The following is an 18879-nucleotide window of genomic DNA, read 5'->3' as shown; positions in this document are numbered from 1 at the left end:
TGGTTAATCTTCCCAACCCAACAGCCCCTTGGCCTCCGTATAGCTCATTCCCTTCAATGCTTTCGTATCTATTTTATTCCCACTCAAGCCCTTGGCGACTTGTACTTGCCGTCCGGCAGGTATCAGCACATAACGGAATTCAAAAGTTGTTGGATCGTCATAGAAGGTGTTTGTCCTGGTGCGGTCGTTGGTATATACCTGCATAATAATATCGTTGGGAGAGTCTATAGGATAAGGAAACCATCTCACATTAGTTTTGTCAACAGCACCGCCCAAATGAGGTAAGGGATAAATGTAGTTTTCTGCTTTCATATACATTATCATCGTCCCCCCGCTTTCTAAAAATGCTGTAAATGAAGTTGCTCCGACCTCGCTCAACATTTCCTGTGGAACGGTATATGCAGTATGTTTGAAGTCTGATGCAACGGTAGTCCAGCGCTTTCCGGAAAACCAATTGGATGCGATGACATTTGCCGTTCCGGAAGGCCCTTGCTCTCCGTTTTGACCGTCCTGACCTGGAGATCCATCTTTTCCACAGCCGGCCACCAATGTCAAAATGGATAATAGTATGATTACTTTTTTCATCTTATTACTGTTTTAAAATATTTCTGCTTACTCTTCATGTTTTAGTTTAATATAGATTACTTCGTTGATTTTTGCGTCGTTCGGCCTCGCAAACCTGTAGTTTGGCGAGGCACTCACTTGAGTATAAATTCTACCCGTCTGTTCTGCGCCTTGCCTGATGGGGTAGCATTGTCTGCTACGGGAGTACTTTCTCCCTTTCCTTCAGTTTTGATGGTGTTGCTTACGTCAAATTCTTGCGTTAAGGCTTGGCGCACTGCATCGGCCCGTTTTTCGGACAATTGTTGGTTCAGCGCATCGCTGCCGTCACTATCGGTATGTCCGATGATGGTCACGGATTTGGCTGGTTCGGATTTGAGGGCATCGGCTATTTCTTTTAATATCCCGTAGGATTCGGATTTGAGCTGTGCCGAGCTACTATTGAACGTAATGGCCGAAGTTGTAAATGTACCGGAGGTTAACAGCTTGTTTCGGGTGTCGGGCTTCCCTACGGCATAGCGGATATTGCTGATGTAATAGTTGTCATTTTCGGTGTAATTATTGACAAAAAAGCGGGCACTCGTAAGCTTCACATCTTTTTCAAAGGCATTGGTCATGTCCAATACTTTTATTTCATTGGCAAAAACCTGCATCCGTCGTCCCATACGGGATATAGAAATGTGTATCGGCGTGTTGGCATTGCTAGCGCTGATAAGCTCTTTAGCCAAATAATCGGTGCTGAAATTCAAGGCGCTATTTGCCGACACGGCTTTTCGCCCCGTGATAAATGGCCCGCCATTTGACCCATTGCCGCTAAAGTTTATGCCAAAGTAGTTAGGGGATAGTTTTTGCAGGAAAAAGTAAGAGGGACCGCCATCCCAATCCAACTTTGCCTCAGGATTGGAAATATCCGAGAAAACCAACGATAGGAGGCGTGCGTGGCTATAGGTGCCAAATGCAAAATCAAACATCAGGTCAAATTCCAGTGTAAAGTTCTCCGGGAAATTACGCAGATATTCGGGTACAAAGTTTCCTTTGGTCTTGTTGAACCATACCCAATTCCCCTCTACGTGATCAAAGTTTACGATCTCGGACGTACCCGTACTTACCCATGATGCGGGCAGGTCGCCTACGGCATCTTGTGAGAAGTCGTCAAAAGCGATAATCTCTTCGCCCGGAACGAATGTAAATTTGCTGTAACGTTGCAGGCTGGGGGTAGAGCTTTCTTCATCGTTAAAGCCACCAAATTCGTCTACCGACCCCTCGTCATATCCGGTATCTTCCGTCTGCTCATCTGTATTTCTTTTGGATTTTTTCTTCTTTCCATTTTCCGATTTACCGATCTCGCCCGGAGTTTCTTCCATTTTGTCCAGCCCCTTATCGATGGTTTTGTCTATTTTCCGTTCGATACGTTCACTGGCTTTTTGCTCGATTTTTTTTTCTATTTTCTTGCCCATGTTTTTCCATATCTGGGCGTCTGCCGAGAATATGCTGAACAGGAAAACCGATAGTAATAACATTTTAGTTTTCATCTTTTTAAAATTTTGTTGTTATTCAGTTAGTGTCATATGATAGGACTGAGGTAAACAGAAAATTTGCTTTTCTGAAATAAACCTGTCCTATGTATGGTTATTCGGTGGTTCTTTTAAGCTATGTGGCAAAAAAATGGCGGTAAATTGTATATTTGGACCATGCTACTAACCACCAAACTACTTTATATCTTACTAGTATGCAGCGTACTTTACTTGCCGTCAGATTCGGAGCAGGAAGATCCCGCGTGGATGAAACAGGTTGAATTAGCGGATACGTTGCAAAAGCAAAAACATTATCATGAGGCCTCCGACCATTGGGAGAAAGCTTACAGTCTTGCCCAAAATGAGCCGGATTCGATCAAAAACTGGCTTCTGTTCAGATACCTTTATGCCAAGGGGGTAGGCTACAATTATGAAAAAGAGGGCATTACTTTCTTTGAAAAAGCATATCCTTTATTACCCTATTCAAGGCTTGATACCAGTGATCAATCTACCTTTCTGAATACCTATTACCATTTCTTGGGTTACAATAACCGATGGGAAGAAGCATTGCCTTTTGCAGAGGAGTGTGTGAAATTGCGTGAACCTCTAAATGAAGACCCTCCGTTGGCCTATTTGTCTGCTGTACACGACGTTGCTTATATCAACAACAAAATCGGGAATTATCCAGAAGCTATCGAATACTATCACCGATCCATCAACGGATATATCAAGTACAATGGTTATATGGACAATGAAGTTGCATTGGGTTACAATAATCTGGCATTCAATTATGGATTAGTAGGTATGGCCAATAAATCGTACGAATATTATATGAAAGCCGCCCAGATATGGAGAGGTATTGACCTGGCCGATAACAGTTATCTGATGACCGTCTATGGAAACCAAATGCGATGGCAAAAACAGTACGGGGATCACGCAGCTATGGAGGGAATTTTGGCTAGCATTCGTGAAATAGTTGACAGCAAAAGCAAGAACTGGGGAAATAAAAACAGACTAATAGCAAATAAAAATGACCATGAGCATCCTACTTTGCTCTTGTCCTACTGGAAGTCATGTCTTGATTACTATGCATTCAAAAGCGATATTTATAACATTCAAAACTACCTGGATTCAACAAGGCAATTTATCCGAAATCTTCCACAAAAGCCAAACGATAATGTACTGGAATACCTCCATCAAGCTTATTCAGTTCTCGGAGAGGCGCATGCAGAAACGGGTAACCACGAAGACGCTATCCGAATATTTCGTGCCGGATTTGACCAAATGGAACAATATCGGTATGGAACACCTTCACCACATCAGTATGCTAAGCTCGCCAAGTCACTGATAGCGATCGGTCAGCTTGATGAAGCGGGACAGCAATTGCAGGAAGCATTTAGAAAAAATAAGAACCCTGCCAACCTCCCACAATTTCATGCGCTTTCAGCCCAATTGTACGAAAAAAAGAATCAACCGGACAGTGTGCGCTTTCATATAGGCAGATCATTGGCTACATTGTGCCAAAATGATGATCTGAAAAAAGATTTCACAGAACTTACTTCGTCGTCTTTTCTTGGAAAAGTTAACCGACACTACGTAACAAGTCTCAGTGCCAACGGACATCACTTATTGAGACTTTACCGCAAGACAGCGCTTACAGATGACCTCCGAAATGCCAACCACCTCTTTACGCTTGCATTGGAAATGCTTAATATGTATTATCTCGGTGGACCTTATACGGATGCGCTAGCCGATATGCAGACTGCTATCCATTTCGGTTTGGTGGAATGCCAGACATTGCTACAACGGCAAAAAGCAGATCACGCTTCTTTGGCCACGCTATTTGAAAACTTAGAGAACAATAGAAGTCAGCACCGTTGGAAAAAATTTATCAAACACGCACCATCCAATAGTACGACCGTACCGGATTCACTCCGGGATGCGGAAGCAGAACAACGTCAGCTCCTCGTTTTCTATAAGCAACAGTTGGCAAAGGTGGATAAGGACACTTTGCAGGGTAAACAAGCTAACCAATGGCGAGCAAAAATCCATGCATGTGAAACAGCACTTAATGATATAGAGGAGCAAATGTTGGCGTTGAACTCGCAATATAAAATGTTGAGTCAAGGAATGGTGACGACTCGCACAATTCAGAAAAAACTTCCGAAGCAGGTCTCGATGTTACGTTATATGTTTACCGATTCAGGAGCGTATGTGATGCGAATTGATCGCTCATCGCTTGCCCTCTTTCCATTGGGTAGGACAGATTCTATTGAAATGCTCGTTGGGAAAGCAACCAAACAACTGCAGACACGCAGTCCCGATTACTACACGACAGCTACAAAGCTTTATGAACGCTTGATGGGCGCTGGTGTATCCGAAGGATTGAAACGCTATCTCATCATCGTACCGGATGGAATCCTCCACCAGTTTCCTTTTGAAGCATTGACCAAAACGGAGAATCCCTCTAGCTTCTTACTTCATAGCCACACGATTAGCTATGCAGCCAGTACGTCACTATGGCTGGCACAAAAGGGGCTTCGGCACGGGCAAAGACGATCTTTTGGAGCATTCGCCCCGGTATATGCAGGTGGAGTGGAAAAGGAACGATCCGTATCTCCACAAAGGTTAGCAGGAGCCAAGAAAGAAGCTGAGACCATCGCCAAGATGCTCGATGGCAACGTTTATCAGCACAATCATTTTGGAAAAAAAAGCTTCTTAAAAGAAGCTCCTAACTATTCTTTGTTACACTTGGCCATGCACGCCGATGTGCGGGAAGAAGATAGCGAAAACTCAAGTTTTCATTTCGGTGATGGCAGTAGATTGTATGCGTACGAATTGTATGGAATGCAATTGCAGGCCAATATGGCGGTACTGAGCGCCTGTAATACGGGCTACGGGCCATTGCAAAAAGGAGAGGGCGTACAAAGCTTGGCCACGGCATTTACGTATGCTGGTGTTCCAAGTTTGGTGATGGGCTTGTGGTCATTGCCGGACGCCAGCACAAGTGGTATCATGGTGGACTATTACCGGCAACTGATCAATAAAAAATATAAGCATTCCGCATTGGCAACCGCAAAAGCCAATTATCTCAAACGTGTCGAAAACGAAAGTCAACTACAGCATCCGTTCTATTGGGCAGGACTGATAGTTTCTGGGGATATCGACCCGATTCACCCACACTATAATTATTGGTACTGGGCAATAGCTGTGGGAGCTGTTCTCGTATTTATATTCATATTAAGAATAAGACGACGAAGGCAGGTAAATATTAGTGAAACGGCGATGAATTAATACTGCTCTAATAAGCGTATTGCTTCTGCTTGTTTGTAACCTGGATTGTCCGCCAAATATTGCAACAGCTTTCGGGTTTCTACTTTGTCCCCCTGTTTAAGGCGGGTCAGTGCTTCGTACCATTTTGCTTGGCGGTCAAGCTTTGCACTGGCCTCGCCTTGATATTTATTGAATAAGGTTATTGCTTCGTCGTTCCGGTTGAGTTGCATAGCTGATATGGCCTTATAGAAGGGAATCTCGGGATCATTTGTACTGCTATCCTGTGACAGACTTTCAAATAGTTCATAAGCTTTGGCATATTCTTCCTGCTCATAATAAGAATAGGCCAACGCATGTTTGGTCAATTGGGCTTCATCACGTGTGACAGGTAGCACCACATTTGGATAAGGCTCAAAGTAGGCTATGTACAGATCCCTAGGTTTTGCTTCACTTTGTCGCAATAACCACAGATAAAGGCCGATACTGCATATCAGTAACGCTGATGCGGCCACCAACCAAAATGACTTTCCAAATCTATTTGTGTACTGTTTAGGATTTAACGTTTTTGGTGTTTCATCCGCTAATGATTGAAGACGTTTTTTCAAGTGTCCGTGTTTTTGCTTAGCAAAAGCGGATCTAGTCTGCGTATGGAATTCAAGTTCAGTACGGAAATCTTCGTCCGTATCTGCCAACCGTTCTAACTCCCTGCGCTGTTCTTCGTCAAGCCTTCCTCTTAGATAATTGTCTATCAAGTTTTGATATTTATCTGCCATTTCTGTCTATTTTTTTCATTATCGCCTTCAATGTCTGCATACATCGATATTTTTGGCTCTTAATCACATCAGCATTTGCATACCCTAATAATGTTGCTATTTCTACATTTTCTTTTTCTTCATAGTAAAACAATCGCAACAATGACATACAAGGGTCTCCCAATTTTTCGATAGCCCTGTAAAGTATGATGCTAGTTTCTTTGTCTTCTATTTGCTCAATATAACTGTTTAAAACGACACCTATATTTAGTTCGTCTACGTCATCCAAATTGCTTGTGCTTTTTTTGTTTTTCAAATGACGATAAAGCATATATTTGCCAATACCGATGATATAGGTGGTTATACTACTTTTTAGAGATGTTATTTTCCCGGTTCGTACATTTTCATAAAATGCAATGACTGCATCCTGATAGATGTCTTCTAAGCTGTTTTCATCCTTCAACAGTTTTCGTGCAACAGCCAAAAACTTAACTTTGGTGGCAATATAAATTTCATCTATAGCCTCCTCGTCACCATTTCTGATTCGTGATAGAAGCTGAACCTCTTTATCTATTAGTGTCGGCATCATAACAAAAGTAAACAAATTGTATTAACGATTTTAAGATTTATTAGGGTTGGGTATTAATAGGACATTAAAAGACAAGGGGTAAAAGATGTAATGCCGAAATAGAGTGATATGCCGAAGATTTCATTTACTATTGAGAAAGCTGCTAACAAAGTTGTCCTTTTGTAAATCTACTTTGAGGTAGCCCATACCCAAAGTGTATGCGATAGGTAAATGAAATAAGTCTTGAGCCCTTTCAAGGATAATAGTCCGTCTTACGGAACGTAAACAAGCCTTTTGCACCAAAATCATTGGAAGGGATCATCTTTAGCGCTTGCGCGATGTGCCTCTGGTTGTGGTAGATCACCACCCTAAGTGTGTCACCTAAGCGCAGTTTTATCCACTTCGATATAGATATCGAAGTCTTAACTTGGGTTAGGTCGACCTTTCTGGAGGCTTCCAGAAGTTGGAGTAACTGTTCCTGCTGATGGATAGATCTATCCAACACTGAGCAATCTAATGAGGTCTCTACCGGATCCATCGATTTAAAAGTCTTCATTTTGTTGAGACGTTCTTTAGGTAGTATACTTTTTGCAAAATAATTACCTAAAACGCCTGGTTTGAAAACAGCCGAAGGCCGACTATTTGCATTATAGAGCCGAAACTCAATTTCTGGGATATAAAAATCTCCGTACCGGTTCAAGTGTTCCACACATTCCAATATATTCCAACCACCGGCATCCGGCTTACGGTTTAGCACGTCTTGCGGCAACTGTTTGAATGATCGTATCTCCTCGATATGTTGCTGTGTAAGGTCTGTTAATTCGGACAAAAGTTTGTCAACGTATAGCATGTCTGTTTTGTTTTTGACAAAGCTCAGATATTCCCTGCATATAATGATTGATTGAAGTCAAGATTTTTTCAGGCGAGACAATGTCTCAGGTGCCATTTTCAAGTACGAGGCAATGTGTTTATGTGGAATCCGATGAAACAGTTCCGGACTTCGCTGCAATATCCGTTGGTAACGATCCTTCGGCGAACTGGTGAGCAAATCCATTTCGCGTTCCAATTGTTGGAGCACCAGCTGTTCGAGGATATCCTGCCACAATTGTCTGTTCGTAGGGTCTCGCTTGATGAACGATAGGCAAGCAGACCTGGAAATCAACTTCACTTCGGTCTTTTTGATTGCTTGTATAAAAAAAGCGGACCGTCTCCCACTGATAAAACTATCCAACGCGGTAATAAAATCACCTGTATAGCCAAATCTAACGATATGCTCCTCCCTCGCATCCTGCATACAGACCTTCAAGCTGCCCGATACGACGTAGTACAGGCTTCTCTCCATCGAATCGTATTCAGTGAGATACCCATTTCTTTCCACAACGATAGTCTTTTCCCATACGTTGAGGTCTTCCATCCGGTGGTAAAGTTCACTTGCGAAACTCATTTTGTTATTTTTTCAAAATGCTCGAAGATAACGAATAGTTTGGGCATACAATGAAATGCCATTGTTTTTTTTTTATATTAAGTATACTAGAAGCATCTCTCATACCGATAGTGGATTTTATCGATATATATGCCATATATCGATTTAAAACGCATCTGGTCGATTTAAATATTTGTTCCCAAAATAGATGGTGTATCCTTCGAATTGAACATCACGGCTTTTTAGGACTTTCATACTGATGGCAAACCCTGGTTACAGTGTCGCTTTGAAAAGGAGCATATCCTTCAATCACCTCCTGTTTTCATGGCTAGATGATAGGTTCTTGTCATTTTTTTAGAAATGATATTAGTTCTTATTCAAAAATGTCCTAACGATACGATTGAGTTCAGTGGCATCGCCAAACTGCTGAATCAACCGATAAAGATAATCACTTTTCACACGTCTATAACTTTTTGCATGCTGGGCTTCTGACCACCCATTTTTAGCGGCTTCGAAGGCTTCGGGATGATTGCTGTGCAATCGAATAAGTACGTCCGCAATTTGCTCTCGTTCCACATAGGGAAGCCTATTGCTCACCAACACCGGACCCAACGGAATTTCAGGTGACCTCCAGACTAATCTAATTGGTCGATTGGTGCTTTCGCGAATAAAATCTTCGTAAGCGATACTGCCAATAGCACCTAAATCAGCTTCGCCCAGCGCTATTTTTTCAGCTGTTTGCTGATGAGTTCCAGCGTATGCGATTGACTTAAATTGTTGTTCGGGATGCGTAATGCCGAGTGCTGATAATGCGATCCGTGGGACAAGGTTGCCCGATGTCGACCCTTCGCTGACCAAAAGTAGCGAGCGTTCAGCGGTATTGAGAGCCACGTCATCCGAATTCGTAACAACCCCTCCTTCAGGTGCGATGAATATGCATCGATAGTTGTCATCGGTGGCATCATCCAAAGTCTGCCACACGACTAGTGGAACCATGCTTGGCTGTGCCAGTGAATCTGCTGCTAACAATAAATATCCGAATGTGTTGATGAAAGCCACATCGACATTGCCTTGTTGGATAGCGTCCACAAGTTCACCGACAGAGGGATAGCTTACAACTGTTGCTACCTGTCCGGTAGCTGCCGCCAATAAATCAGCGATCGGACGGATGTTGTCCACGCGACTGTTCTCCGCATACCGATAGGTCGCCACGCGCAATTGTGCAACGAGTGGTGTAGCAACTAAACAGTACCCGATGAGTAGTAAATAATTAATCCGTACCATATTGTTGTAAAGCCTTCACCAATTCCCGATATTCCTTCCGTGTCAACCCAGGTCCATCGGTGATTTCCCACAGGGCATGTTGTATCATGTCATAAATCACCTGCCAATCCGGCATCTCATAATCGGGCTCAAATATATCCCAGGGATTGTAATGTTGCGTAAGTCGTAGGCCCGGGCACTCTTTCATCAGCTCCAATAGCTTGCGGATGTTCGGGTCGTCGGTAACTACACTGGGTACATACATGTCTTTGCCGATGGGATAGTCCTGTGTGTCCCACTGCTGGTTTTCCTCCCAAGGAAACGCCATGGAAGAATTGAGACAGCCCAATCCGATGTACACCGTAGTCGTGTCTGCGGGCGTACCGACCTCTACATACGAGGGCGGCACCTGAACGCGTACCGTTGACGTCAGGATTCCGTTCTGCGTGCGCCCTTCGTGCTTAAACAGGCAAATCAAGCCACCCGGCACTTCAACAGTAACGCTCACATTCAAATTGTTGACAAAATTCACATCGGCATAAAACGTATTCATGCTACCATAAAGCAATCCCAGATCCGGGTCGAATGGCTTGTTTGGTCTCGCCACCATTTCTATCCCTTCGGGCAGTTGCCACGGCACGCCCCCCGGGATGCCGTCGGTATTCCCAATACCCGGGTTATTTTTCGAGGATGGGATAACAATATCCCAATCGTTTCCTTCTTCCAGCGGATCGGGTACTGCCGGCCCTTCCCCCTTACTGCAACCGACGGTGAGCCAAAGGGCTACCGTATAAAATATCCATTTTTTCATTGTTGAATTGCTATTGTATTTTGATAAATTCTACCCGTCTGTTTTGCGCCCTGCCCACCGCTGTTTGGTTGTCGGCTACCGGATCTGTCTCGCCCTTTCCATCGGTTTCCAGCCGGCCGTCATCAATCTGGTATTCGGCTTGCAGCACCTCGCTCACCGCCACTGCTCTGCGTCCGCTGAGGTCGATGTTGACGTTATCATTACCTACGGCATCGGTATGACCGACAATACGGACACGGATATCCGGATGCTGCGCCAGTACCGCGGCAATGGCTTTCAGCACACCGGCGGATTCTGATTTGATCGTCGCCGATCCCGTATCAAACAAAATACCTGTCGTGCTGAACTTGCCTTCTTCCACCAACTTATGCCGGGTGTCGGGCAGTCCCTTGGCAATCTTGATGTTGCTGAAATATACACCAATCTGTTCGTCTGTGTAAGGGCTGCTATCCAACCTGAAAAACAGTTGGTTGAATACGCCCGCTTTGGGGATGCCTTTCGGTACATCGTATAATTTCTCGCCATCCACCCAGATGCGCAGACGTTCTTTTTGCCCTTGTATGGCGACGTGTGATACACGCCCGTACCATTGGCGTACCAATTTATTCTTAGTGGGCGGACTGTTGAAGTAACGGGTATACTTTTCGTAGCTCTCAAGCGCGAGGTTTCCGGCATCCGTAAGGGGAGAAACGGCTACATAAAATGATTTTTCGCCTTTGGGGTCGGACAACAACTTGTTGGAGGTTGTGGATTCAGTACCAGATGCCAGCAGACCAAATTGAAATGATGGCGGAAGCCAGCCTTTGAAATCAATTTGTACCAACATATCGAACTCGACGGTGAAATCAGGCCCAAATGGCTTTTCATTATCCGTTAGAACGACCGTGCGCTGTGCCATGCGCAACCATTGGCCCGGGACATCGCCTAGGCTAACGATTACGGAGCTGCCATTGCTATTCCATCCGCTAGGCAGCTCACCGATGGCCTCACCGGAAAAATCGTTGGCATACAACACCGAGTCGCCGGGAATAAAATCATACTTGCTGAACGCCTGGATGGATGTGTTTTGATGTCCGTTGTTGTCATTTCCCGATGTGGTATGCTGTTGGTCTGTTTTAGCTGGCGAAGCATTCCCTTCCGCCGTCGCGGATTCGATAGCTTTGTCGATGCTTTTGGAGACGGCCTTGTCGGTTTCATTCAGTACTTTCTGGGTAGCGGTCTGCTCTACGCGCCCCTTGATCCTCTTGAGAATGGACTGCGCAGCTAGTGGCTCAGTACCGAAAAATGCTGCAAAAGATACCATGAACATTAAACCCCTTATCGATATATGTTTCATATAATATTGAAATTAACGTTACAAAATTAGCAGATCGAACGGGGTAGCGCCTTTCGTTTCGATAAGCGGCACATTATCAGCATGAACAGACCGTAGCTTCGACGAAAGTTGAGATTCCGCTTATCGTCTGTTTCTGGCACTTTATCGCCGCTATCGATTATTTGGCGAAATTGATGAAAGTCACTGTGGGTAATCGCCGATACTTGCATAAAAAAACTATGAGTTCCATCATGCTAACAGTATATCGATTTGTATTCATGTTTCCGCTCTTGCTGGCGGTCTCCTGCAATAAGGATGCGCTACCACCTGAAGAACCTCACCCCGTTTTCGGCGAACCGGTAGTTAAACCCAAGGGACAGCCTATGGGCGATGCCGTTTCGGCAGAGATCGGGCCCAATGGCGGCGCCCTTTTGTATGGGGATATGGTGCGACTGGAAATCCCGCCCGGTGCCGTGGACGAACTTACGACGTTCGGCATCCAACCCATCGGCAATACATTCGACGAGACATCGGACAACCCATCATTCCGGTTGACGCCGGAGGGCACCTACTTCAAGAAACCCGTTGAAATCTCGTTTTTGTATGATCCCGACGCGGAGGGCAATTCTGCAACACGCATGGTGGCCTTCCAGCGGAACGACGGGGTATGGTGCGGTAGCTCTACGGAACTGGATGCTTCTCAACGTCTACTAACGGTTGAAACGAGACATTTCAGCGATTGGGTGTGGTTTGACCTCTTGTCGCTACGGAAAGATAAAGAATCGGTAGGTGCAGGTGAAACGGTCAACCTGAAGTTGCTGGAGCAGATACTTGGCGAACTCATGCCGGCAAACCACATCGATAGTGTTCCGTTAGCGGCAATGGACGATATCGGCTTTTCTAAGGATTTGACAGTGAGCGGGTGGAAGATTATCTCCGGCCCTGGATCACTATCGCCGAAAATCAACACCAAACTAGTGCTCGGTGATGCGGTTTACACAGCCCCGACAACCATCGAGAGCGCTACGGATGTAGAAATACAGGTCGAAGTGGAGAGCAAGAACGGTTACATCAGCGACCCTAGCGCTCCCGGCGGTCGGCGTAAGCTCGGGAAGCTTATTTTATTGACTACCATCCGGCTCGCACCCAAAAATTTCGTTCAGCTCATACTGAATGGCGTAGAGCAGGATCTATCCCAAACTGGAAACGATGCTAAACTTGTTCATGGTAATACATATATACGGTTAGGTGGAGATGAGTCTCCGATAAGCCTGACCCTCCAGTGCTTTGGTACCGGCCCCGGCACTTACCCTGGCGGCACTGACGGAGGAGAGGCCGTGCTGTACTTTGTAGAAAGTATCGGTGAAGACAGACGCTTTTTGAATAATTTTTATCGCACCTGTGAAAACGGTTATATCTATAATGGAACGGCAACGCTAACCACTGTCGGTGAATACGTAGAGGGTTCGTTTTCGGGCCAAATCTTTCCGGCTAATGTACAAAACTGCGAGGTTCCGGAACCGACAACCGTGGAGTTTCATTTCAAAATGAAACAAAGCTGACGTATATAATAGTACTTCACGAACCACCAGCACCAACGCGCGCCGTTCATATAGAAATATCCAATAGCTACAGAATTAAAGATTTGATCTGATGCAGATAATGTTTTCCTACCCGGATTTCCTGTCCATTTTCCATAATAAGGTAAAGCCTGCCGATATCTCGATGACAGGCATCGATGTGCTCCAGATTGACGATAAACGATCGATGCACACGCATAAACCGGGATGGATCGAGTTTTCGTTCTATAGATCCGATACCGGATGAACTTACAAACTCACCTTTGTCTGAGTAAACCACGGTATAGTCACCAGCAGCTTTCAGGTATCGGATATCGTGCAGGGCGATACGTCGCATCCGTTCACCATCTTCCACGAAAAGATGCGTCCCGTGGAATGGCGGAGTGACAGTTCGGTCAACCACTTTTTGCAGAGCGGCATCGAGCCTTTCCGCCGCAAAGGGTTTTAACAGGTAATCTAGCGCCTGGTGATTAAATGCTTGCAAGGCATACGATTCGTTCTGAGCGGTATAAATAACCTTTGGTAGATGATCGGCCTGTTGGAAAAGCTCAAATGTGCGCCCCCCCGCCAATTGGACATCTAGAAAAAGTACATCGGGTTCCAGCGCGTTGACATATTGGACAGTCTCACGGCAGCTTCCACATTCGCCAATCACGCGAAATTCAGAATGGCTATCAATATGCCGCCTGATCTGCTGGCGGTGTGCCGATTCACGGTCGGCAATTAAAATGGTATTCATTGGATTTTATCAAGTTTTTCGGCCTATCTCTACGTGATGATGGGCATAATACAAAAGTAACCGAACAGCCTGCCCAAATTCATCGAATTATTGCGGGGAAACATTTTTACGTAGTACTACGTAAATAGCTTCGGGTATTCGACTATTCTAAGTACTACTACGGTATTTATCTCTTCCGTAGTCGACTCGGTAGCCAGCACACCTCCACTACCTACCTTTACGCTGAAAATTTAAATGTACCAATGACATGAAGAAATCTACACTATACCTTGTATTCGCCGCGCTGGGCAGTAATCTGGTTATTGCCGCAGTTTGGCATGAAAGCCCAATCAGGGAAATCCCTAATTCTCCGTTCGGAAACCACTACTGGGCGGTCTCTTCTGCAACCATCGAACCGGCCTTAGACCTGGACATGGATGGAAAGCCCGACTCGGATCTCCGCGCATTGGTGCCGGACTGCGAAGGTGACGACGCCGACAGGTACCTTGAGGATGGCACTATCGTGACTGACCGGGGATCGAAAAGTTGTGACATAGATGAAGAACGGCAGGAAGAGACGGGAACGTGGTCTTATGATCCAAGCACGCGGGTCCTAGTGATGGAAAAATATGATGGTAGCCGGCCGGTACACTCGCATCTGGAATCGGTATCGTCAACACAAATTATATTTATCAGTCGGCATTCATCAGCGAAAGGCATCCACACAGTACGCACAATACTGAAAGTCAAGGGAAAAACTTAATGCAGTGTAACATTTCAATTGTTCTTTTCGTCTTTATGTGTATATTTATCTATAATACCATAGACACGAAAAATGACCATAAAACCACTTCGCTTCCTCGGTTTTACGTTATTGTTGCTTACATATTTTACCGGTCAAGCTCTCCAACGTGATACCACAGATGTTTATCGGCTTATCGATACCGCGCGAGAAAAACACCGCCAAGGATTCGTGGACGCCGCTGAATACAACTTCAAACGAGCTGGGGAATTAGCTGATCGGCTCAATTTCGATCGGGGAATGCTTATGTATGCGGGACATTATTGTGTATTCCTGTATGATCAGGTCCGTTTTGAGGAAGCCGTCACCATGGCGCGTGTGCAACTGGAGGTCAGTACTCGGTTGGGCGACCGGCAACGCATGGGATATGCCTATAACAATTTGTCATTGCAGTACCAAGCACAAGGGAAATTGCAGCGAGCTGCGGAAGCCCTGATGAAAGCGCTGGACATCTCGTCGCAAACGGTTCGTCCGACACAACAGGATCTTTCGGATCGTCGGAAGTACTACAACAACCTGAGTTCTTTATTGCTCGATATGAACGATATCGAAAAGGGACGACAATATGCCCTGAAAGCTTATGAAGTTGCCGAAACACTAAAGGATACTCTTGCCATGGGCAGAAGCTTGGTCAACGTGGTCGTGGCCGAAGCTATGGCAAAGCGATTGGATGAAGCAGAGCAGCACGGATTACAGTTACTGGACTTCAGCCAATCGCAGAACGATGTTCAAATGGAATTGAAAGCTTACAACAACCTTGGAGACATATACCGCATGCAACGGCGGTTCAACCTTGCGCAGAAAGCTTTCAAAAAGGCGGAGCAACTCCTCCACCGGGTCCCACCTGGCAATGAAGTCTACGTCATGATGGGTTTTTCCTCAACGTATAAAGATCAAGGGGACTACGACGCTGCGAATAAGTATTATCAACGAGCCTTTCGTTTGGCCGAAAATGAACTCGCCAAGCCGCAGCTCATCGAGCTATACCTTTCGGGGGCGGAGATCAAGGAACGAATGGGGTCTTACAAAGAGGCTCTGCGATTACGGAAAGAATATGAGCAAATCAATGACTCGCTACGCAATCAGGAAGCCCACAGCACCATACAGGAACTTGAGGTGAAATACCAGACTTCTGAAAAAGAAAAAGCATTGGCAGAGCGTGATCTGAAAATAAGTGAACAGCGTAGCAAACTGGAGCGGATGACCAAGTGGATTATAGTTGCTGCGGCTTTGGTTATCACCTTGGCCATCCTCCTAGTATCCGGCCGAATGATCAGTCAGCAGAAACGAAAAACAGCAGCGTCCGAACAGGCAAACCGTTTACTTGAAGCCCAGCTAAAAGGTGAAGAAACCGAACGGGCGCGTACCGCACGGGAATTACATGACGGGGTGGCTAGTATTCTGTCGGCAGCTAAACTGCATATACACGCCGCCGACGACAACCGTACAGCCCTCAATACACTGATTGGCGAACTGATTGAAACCGCTGTCCAGGAAATCCGAAACATCTCACATAACCTCGCTCCGGAGACCATACTTAACGATGGCCTCTCCCACGCGGTCCAAGAGTTTTGCCGACGTGTAAATTACCCAGGACTACAGCTGGAATGCTATGTGTTGGGTGAATTGCCGGCACTGGAAAAAAAATCAGAACTTATGCTATATCGGGTGATTCAGGAAGCGGTGACGAATACCATAAATCATGCAGACGCCACTGAATGTATGGTACAGCTAGTGGGGAACGGAACCAACCTATCCATTACCATAGAAGATAATGGAAAGGGATTTGACCTCCAGCAATTGAAACAAACCGGTATCGGCTTACAAAACCTATCTTCACGGATGTCGCTGCTGAGGGCTAACCATGAAATCCATTCCACTCCAGAAGAAGGGACATCCATTTATATTGAAATTGACACGACACGTATAAAACAACAGCTCGACACTGACCGCTTTGCGCACTTTTTCGTATAATGCGATATACGTGATGATACGGATAACATATATGCGTGTTTTCTCTTTATTTGCAAAAACTTAGAAAAATACTATCATGATTACGATTGGAATTGTAGACGACCATTCACTCATTATTAACGGTTTGACGCATATGTTAAGCGGTATATCGGACTACCAAATACTGTTCACAGCCAATAATGGTGAACAGTTGACAGCGGCGCTGGAAGTCGAACTGCCGGATGTTCTAATATTGGATATCGAATTACCAGATAGCAATGGTATTGAATTGTGTTCCGCAATCTTGAAAAAGTATCCAGGATTGCCAATAGTCGCGCTCACCAATCACGATGAGCTGGTGTACGTAAAAAAAATGATACGCAATGGGGCGAAGGGATATTTGCTAAAAGGAACCGATAAACAAAATTTACTCAATGCCATCAACGCGGTGTATAAAGGTGACCAGTTCCTAGACCGTCAAGTCGAACAAGCTATTCTACAGCAAACCATTTTGGGCAAGCGTACCTCTGTCGAGGTGAAGTTGACCAAGCGGGAAAATGAAGTGTTGTCATTGATTGCCAACGAATACTCCAATCAGGAAATCGCAGATAAATTGTTTCTTAGTGTGCGCACAGTGGAATCACACCGGCACAGCCTCAACCAGAAACTGAATATCAAGAATCCAGCTGGTTTGGTAAAAGAGGCCATAATGCGTGGGCTCATCTAAGTTCGTTAGCTTACTTCACTCCTTCAATTTACTCTTATATTGGCGATAGCATATATTGCCTGTATCTACTTTAGTCCTCGACGGTAGCCTGTACGATAAGGTAGGTATCGGTAAACTGATTGAATTCGGTTATCATTCCTCCTTCTATTTTATATTCGCCGATGAACGGTACTTTGAATGTCTTTTGGGATATCTTATGGATCCCTGAATAGTATCCTTTTACAAAAACCGTATTGTCGCAAGCGACAAAGGCGACGGTGTCGGACTGCCAATCGGCCCATTGAGAATGCAGTCCCGCGAAAACACGCTGGAATACATCAGTGATTCCGACATATCTGCCTCCCCCCGGAAAACCAACCATCTGGTTCCAGCGTACATCGTGGGACAGCAGCTGGGCAATATTGTGGTCATTCCCCTCTTTAAAGGATCTATACAGTTCCTTTACGATTTCGATATTTTTTTCTTCCATAATATATTTTAGTTTAGTTTCAATGAGCGAGGAACTGTATCGGATAGGATCGGATGATACTTGGTTCGCTTTGTAGCCTTATCAACTTGCGATCCTTCCAATAGCAGCCTCTCCCGAACTGTACCCCGCCGACATAGATATCTCCATTCAGTCGTTGCAGGAACAGGGCCTGGGTGATGCGCAACTGTGGGTCAGTCTCAAGTTCTGTTCTGGTCACCGACAGCTCGGGCAAATCAGTCTGTGTATCGATCCGGAGATAAAAGGTACGGTTAGTGCTTCTTTCCCAGCCAGGAACGAAAAGCACATTGCCTTCCATTATGCCCCTTCCGAACTGGTAGTTTTCTTTGGGAAGCATCAGCGCATGTCGGATTACTTTCCCGGTCTCGGGATCAATGCTGACCAGCAAATACGCTGGCTTTTTATCTTCCTTCCAAATCACACTGACTACCAACACTAACCTGCCCATGTGGTTGCGATATGCCGAATGTACATACTGTTCGGAATATCCGGTCAGATCGACCCTTATCTTCTCGATCCCCCGAAACTGGTGACCAAGACTCACCTCTATGGAACTGGGCAAATAGGTAGCCTTTACCGATATCAGACCATTGGGGGTGCTAAAGAGTGCAAAAGGGGTATCCACGGGCATATCCAGTTTTTCAATACCCAACAGATTATCAATCTTATATACGTAACTGATGCTTCGATATCCCGTTGTCTGGCAGATGGAGTGAAGATACAGGTTCCCCTGACCATCCGTATGATGGGCATAGAGGTGTTCCTGCCGGTCCGTCATGAGCGTAAGGCCCACCTCCTCGGAGAGCACTTTTTTACCCTCATAGGTAAACAGAACGATCCGTGCCGTTCCCGTTATGAGCTCCGTGCCAAAATAGACCATATTGCGGCCGCCGCCCGTCTGGAGTTCATGGGCGCCGCTTAGCGCGATCTTATCGTGGTTCAGAGGGATAAAAGTAGTATTGCTCCCGCCGTCTGCCGTCCAGATGGTAGGGATACCGTTGGAGGTTGTTCTAGTACTCGCAAACCCTAACACATCGACCTTTAACCCTTCTTCCTGTTGTGGCACAGGTTCCTTCCTGCCACATCCGATCAGTATGATCGCTGAAAAAATAACTATCGTCTTCTGTAACAT

The 18879-nt window shown here is 45.4% G+C and carries 17 protein-coding genes; 5 read left to right on the top strand and 12 right to left on the bottom strand.

The annotated features are described in order from the left end of the window. Positions 1–3: 3 nt before the first annotated feature. On the bottom strand, positions 4–585 hold the full coding sequence (locus FAZ19_RS15290) for a hypothetical protein (RefSeq protein WP_136821614.1): 582 nt from the start codon (positions 583–585) through the stop codon (positions 4–6). A 113-nt stretch (positions 586–698) separates the two neighbouring features. Continuing rightward, entirely contained in the window at positions 699–2093 is a 1395-nt protein-coding gene (locus FAZ19_RS15285; protein ID WP_136821613.1) for an OmpA family protein, read from the bottom strand. Positions 2094–2213: 120 nt separating this feature from the next. Between FAZ19_RS15285 and FAZ19_RS15280 the strand changes: the two genes are divergently transcribed. Next, complete coding sequence (locus FAZ19_RS15280) at positions 2214–5369, top strand: CHAT domain-containing protein (protein WP_136821612.1); 3156 nt, start codon at positions 2214–2216, stop codon at positions 5367–5369. On the opposite strand, the gene FAZ19_RS15275 is transcribed toward FAZ19_RS15280, so the two are convergent. The 7 genes from FAZ19_RS15275 to FAZ19_RS15245 form a co-directional block, all read right to left on the bottom strand. Beyond that, a complete protein-coding gene (locus FAZ19_RS15275) occupies positions 5366–6121 on the bottom strand; it encodes a CDC27 family protein (protein ID WP_136821611.1) in 756 nt (251 codons plus the stop codon). The genes FAZ19_RS15280 and FAZ19_RS15275 overlap by 4 nt on opposite strands. Further along, on the bottom strand, positions 6111–6689 hold the full coding sequence (locus FAZ19_RS15270; RefSeq protein ID WP_136821610.1) for an RNA polymerase sigma factor: 579 nt from the start codon (positions 6687–6689) through the stop codon (positions 6111–6113). Before FAZ19_RS15270 ends, FAZ19_RS15275 begins: the two co-directional genes overlap by 11 nt. Before the next feature lie 232 nt (positions 6690–6921). After that, positions 6922–7518, bottom strand: a complete 597-nt coding sequence (locus FAZ19_RS15265) for a DinB family protein (protein WP_136821609.1) — start codon at positions 7516–7518, stop codon at positions 6922–6924. 57 nt (positions 7519–7575) lie between these two features. Further along, the gene (locus FAZ19_RS15260; protein ID WP_136821608.1) at positions 7576–8112 is read right to left on the bottom strand and encodes a Crp/Fnr family transcriptional regulator; all 537 of its coding nucleotides are present in this window, start codon (positions 8110–8112) and stop codon (positions 7576–7578) included. 345 nt (positions 8113–8457) lie between these two features. Next, positions 8458–9375 carry a phosphate/phosphite/phosphonate ABC transporter substrate-binding protein gene (locus FAZ19_RS15255; RefSeq protein ID WP_136821607.1) on the bottom strand — a complete coding sequence of 306 codons (918 nt, stop codon included), beginning with the start codon at positions 9373–9375 and terminating at the stop codon, positions 8458–8460. Beyond that, complete coding sequence (locus tag FAZ19_RS15250; protein ID WP_136821606.1) at positions 9362–9994, bottom strand: hypothetical protein; 633 nt, start codon at positions 9992–9994, stop codon at positions 9362–9364. The genes FAZ19_RS15255 and FAZ19_RS15250 overlap by 14 nt, the downstream gene beginning before the upstream one ends. Before the next feature lie 181 nt (positions 9995–10175). Continuing rightward, positions 10176–11501: an OmpA family protein gene (locus FAZ19_RS15245; protein ID WP_136821605.1), complete on the bottom strand. Its 1326-nt coding sequence runs from the start codon at positions 11499–11501 to the stop codon at positions 10176–10178. 422 nt (positions 11502–11923) lie between these two features. Between FAZ19_RS15245 and FAZ19_RS15240 the strand changes: the two genes are divergently transcribed. Beyond that, positions 11924–13042, top strand: coding sequence for a hypothetical protein (locus FAZ19_RS15240; RefSeq protein ID WP_136821604.1), 1119 nt, complete (start codon positions 11924–11926; stop codon positions 13040–13042). 67 nt (positions 13043–13109) lie between these two features. Here FAZ19_RS15240 and FAZ19_RS15235 read toward each other — a convergent pair whose 3' ends face one another. Then, positions 13110–13799 (bottom strand): LytR/AlgR family response regulator transcription factor, encoded by a 690-nt coding sequence (locus FAZ19_RS15235; RefSeq protein ID WP_136821603.1) that lies wholly within the window; start codon positions 13797–13799, stop codon positions 13110–13112. A 412-nt stretch (positions 13800–14211) separates the two neighbouring features. Between FAZ19_RS15235 and FAZ19_RS15230 the strand changes: the two genes are divergently transcribed. From FAZ19_RS15230 to FAZ19_RS15220, 3 genes are all read left to right on the top strand, one after another. After that, the gene (locus FAZ19_RS15230) at positions 14212–14541 is read left to right on the top strand and encodes a hypothetical protein (protein ID WP_169305666.1); all 330 of its coding nucleotides are present in this window, start codon (positions 14212–14214) and stop codon (positions 14539–14541) included. A gap of 72 nt (positions 14542–14613) precedes the next feature. Continuing rightward, positions 14614–16554 carry a tetratricopeptide repeat-containing sensor histidine kinase gene (locus FAZ19_RS15225; RefSeq protein WP_136821601.1) on the top strand — a complete coding sequence of 647 codons (1941 nt, stop codon included), beginning with the start codon at positions 14614–14616 and terminating at the stop codon, positions 16552–16554. A 76-nt stretch (positions 16555–16630) separates the two neighbouring features. Next, positions 16631–17260 (top strand): response regulator, encoded by a 630-nt coding sequence (locus FAZ19_RS15220; RefSeq protein WP_136821600.1) that lies wholly within the window; start codon positions 16631–16633, stop codon positions 17258–17260. Positions 17261–17330: 70 nt separating this feature from the next. Here FAZ19_RS15220 and FAZ19_RS15215 read toward each other — a convergent pair whose 3' ends face one another. Both FAZ19_RS15215 and FAZ19_RS15210 read right to left on the bottom strand, forming a co-directional pair. Then, entirely contained in the window at positions 17331–17729 is a 399-nt protein-coding gene (locus tag FAZ19_RS15215) for a nuclear transport factor 2 family protein (RefSeq protein ID WP_136821599.1), read from the bottom strand. Between the two features lie 19 nt (positions 17730–17748). Further along, the gene (locus FAZ19_RS15210; protein WP_136821598.1) at positions 17749–18879 is read right to left on the bottom strand and encodes a hypothetical protein; all 1131 of its coding nucleotides are present in this window, start codon (positions 18877–18879) and stop codon (positions 17749–17751) included.

Source organism: Sphingobacterium alkalisoli, from assembly GCF_005049105.1.
Taxonomy (GTDB): Bacteria; Bacteroidota; Bacteroidia; order Sphingobacteriales; family Sphingobacteriaceae; genus Sphingobacterium; species Sphingobacterium alkalisoli.
This window is presented reverse-complemented; position numbering and strand designations above follow the sequence as displayed.

Bases quoted from the DNA above. Each gene is read 5' to 3' on its own strand.
- FAZ19_RS15285 (WP_136821613.1), bottom strand. From the start codon at position 2,093: ATGAAAACTAAAATGTTATTACTATCGGTTTTCCTGTTCAGCATATTC.
- FAZ19_RS15255 (WP_136821607.1), bottom strand. From the start codon at position 9,375: ATGGTACGGATTAATTATTTACTACTCATCGGGTACTGTTTAGTTGCT.
- FAZ19_RS15245 (WP_136821605.1), bottom strand. From the start codon at position 11,501: ATGAAACATATATCGATAAGGGGTTTAATGTTCATGGTATCTTTTGCA.
- FAZ19_RS15240 (WP_136821604.1), top strand. From the start codon at position 11,924: ATGGTGCGACTGGAAATCCCGCCCGGTGCCGTGGACGAACTTACGACG.
- FAZ19_RS15210 (WP_136821598.1), bottom strand. From the start codon at position 18,879: ATGTTACAGAAGACGATAGTTATTTTTTCAGCGATCATACTGATCGGA.
- FAZ19_RS15290 (WP_136821614.1), bottom strand. From the start codon at position 585: ATGAAAAAAGTAATCATACTATTATCCATTTTGACATTGGTGGCCGGC.
- FAZ19_RS15225 (WP_136821601.1), top strand. From the start codon at position 14,614: ATGACCATAAAACCACTTCGCTTCCTCGGTTTTACGTTATTGTTGCTT.
- FAZ19_RS15235 (WP_136821603.1), bottom strand. From the start codon at position 13,799: ATGAATACCATTTTAATTGCCGACCGTGAATCGGCACACCGCCAGCAG.
- FAZ19_RS15220 (WP_136821600.1), top strand. From the start codon at position 16,631: ATGATTACGATTGGAATTGTAGACGACCATTCACTCATTATTAACGGT.
- FAZ19_RS15215 (WP_136821599.1), bottom strand. From the start codon at position 17,729: ATGGAAGAAAAAAATATCGAAATCGTAAAGGAACTGTATAGATCCTTT.
- FAZ19_RS15275 (WP_136821611.1), bottom strand. From the start codon at position 6,121: ATGGCAGATAAATATCAAAACTTGATAGACAATTATCTAAGAGGAAGG.
- FAZ19_RS15260 (WP_136821608.1), bottom strand. From the start codon at position 8,112: ATGAGTTTCGCAAGTGAACTTTACCACCGGATGGAAGACCTCAACGTA.
- FAZ19_RS15270 (WP_136821610.1), bottom strand. From the start codon at position 6,689: ATGATGCCGACACTAATAGATAAAGAGGTTCAGCTTCTATCACGAATC.
- FAZ19_RS15280 (WP_136821612.1), top strand. From the start codon at position 2,214: ATGTGGCAAAAAAATGGCGGTAAATTGTATATTTGGACCATGCTACTA.
- FAZ19_RS15230 (WP_169305666.1), top strand. From the start codon at position 14,212: ATGGATGGAAAGCCCGACTCGGATCTCCGCGCATTGGTGCCGGACTGC.
- FAZ19_RS15265 (WP_136821609.1), bottom strand. From the start codon at position 7,518: ATGCTATACGTTGACAAACTTTTGTCCGAATTAACAGACCTTACACAG.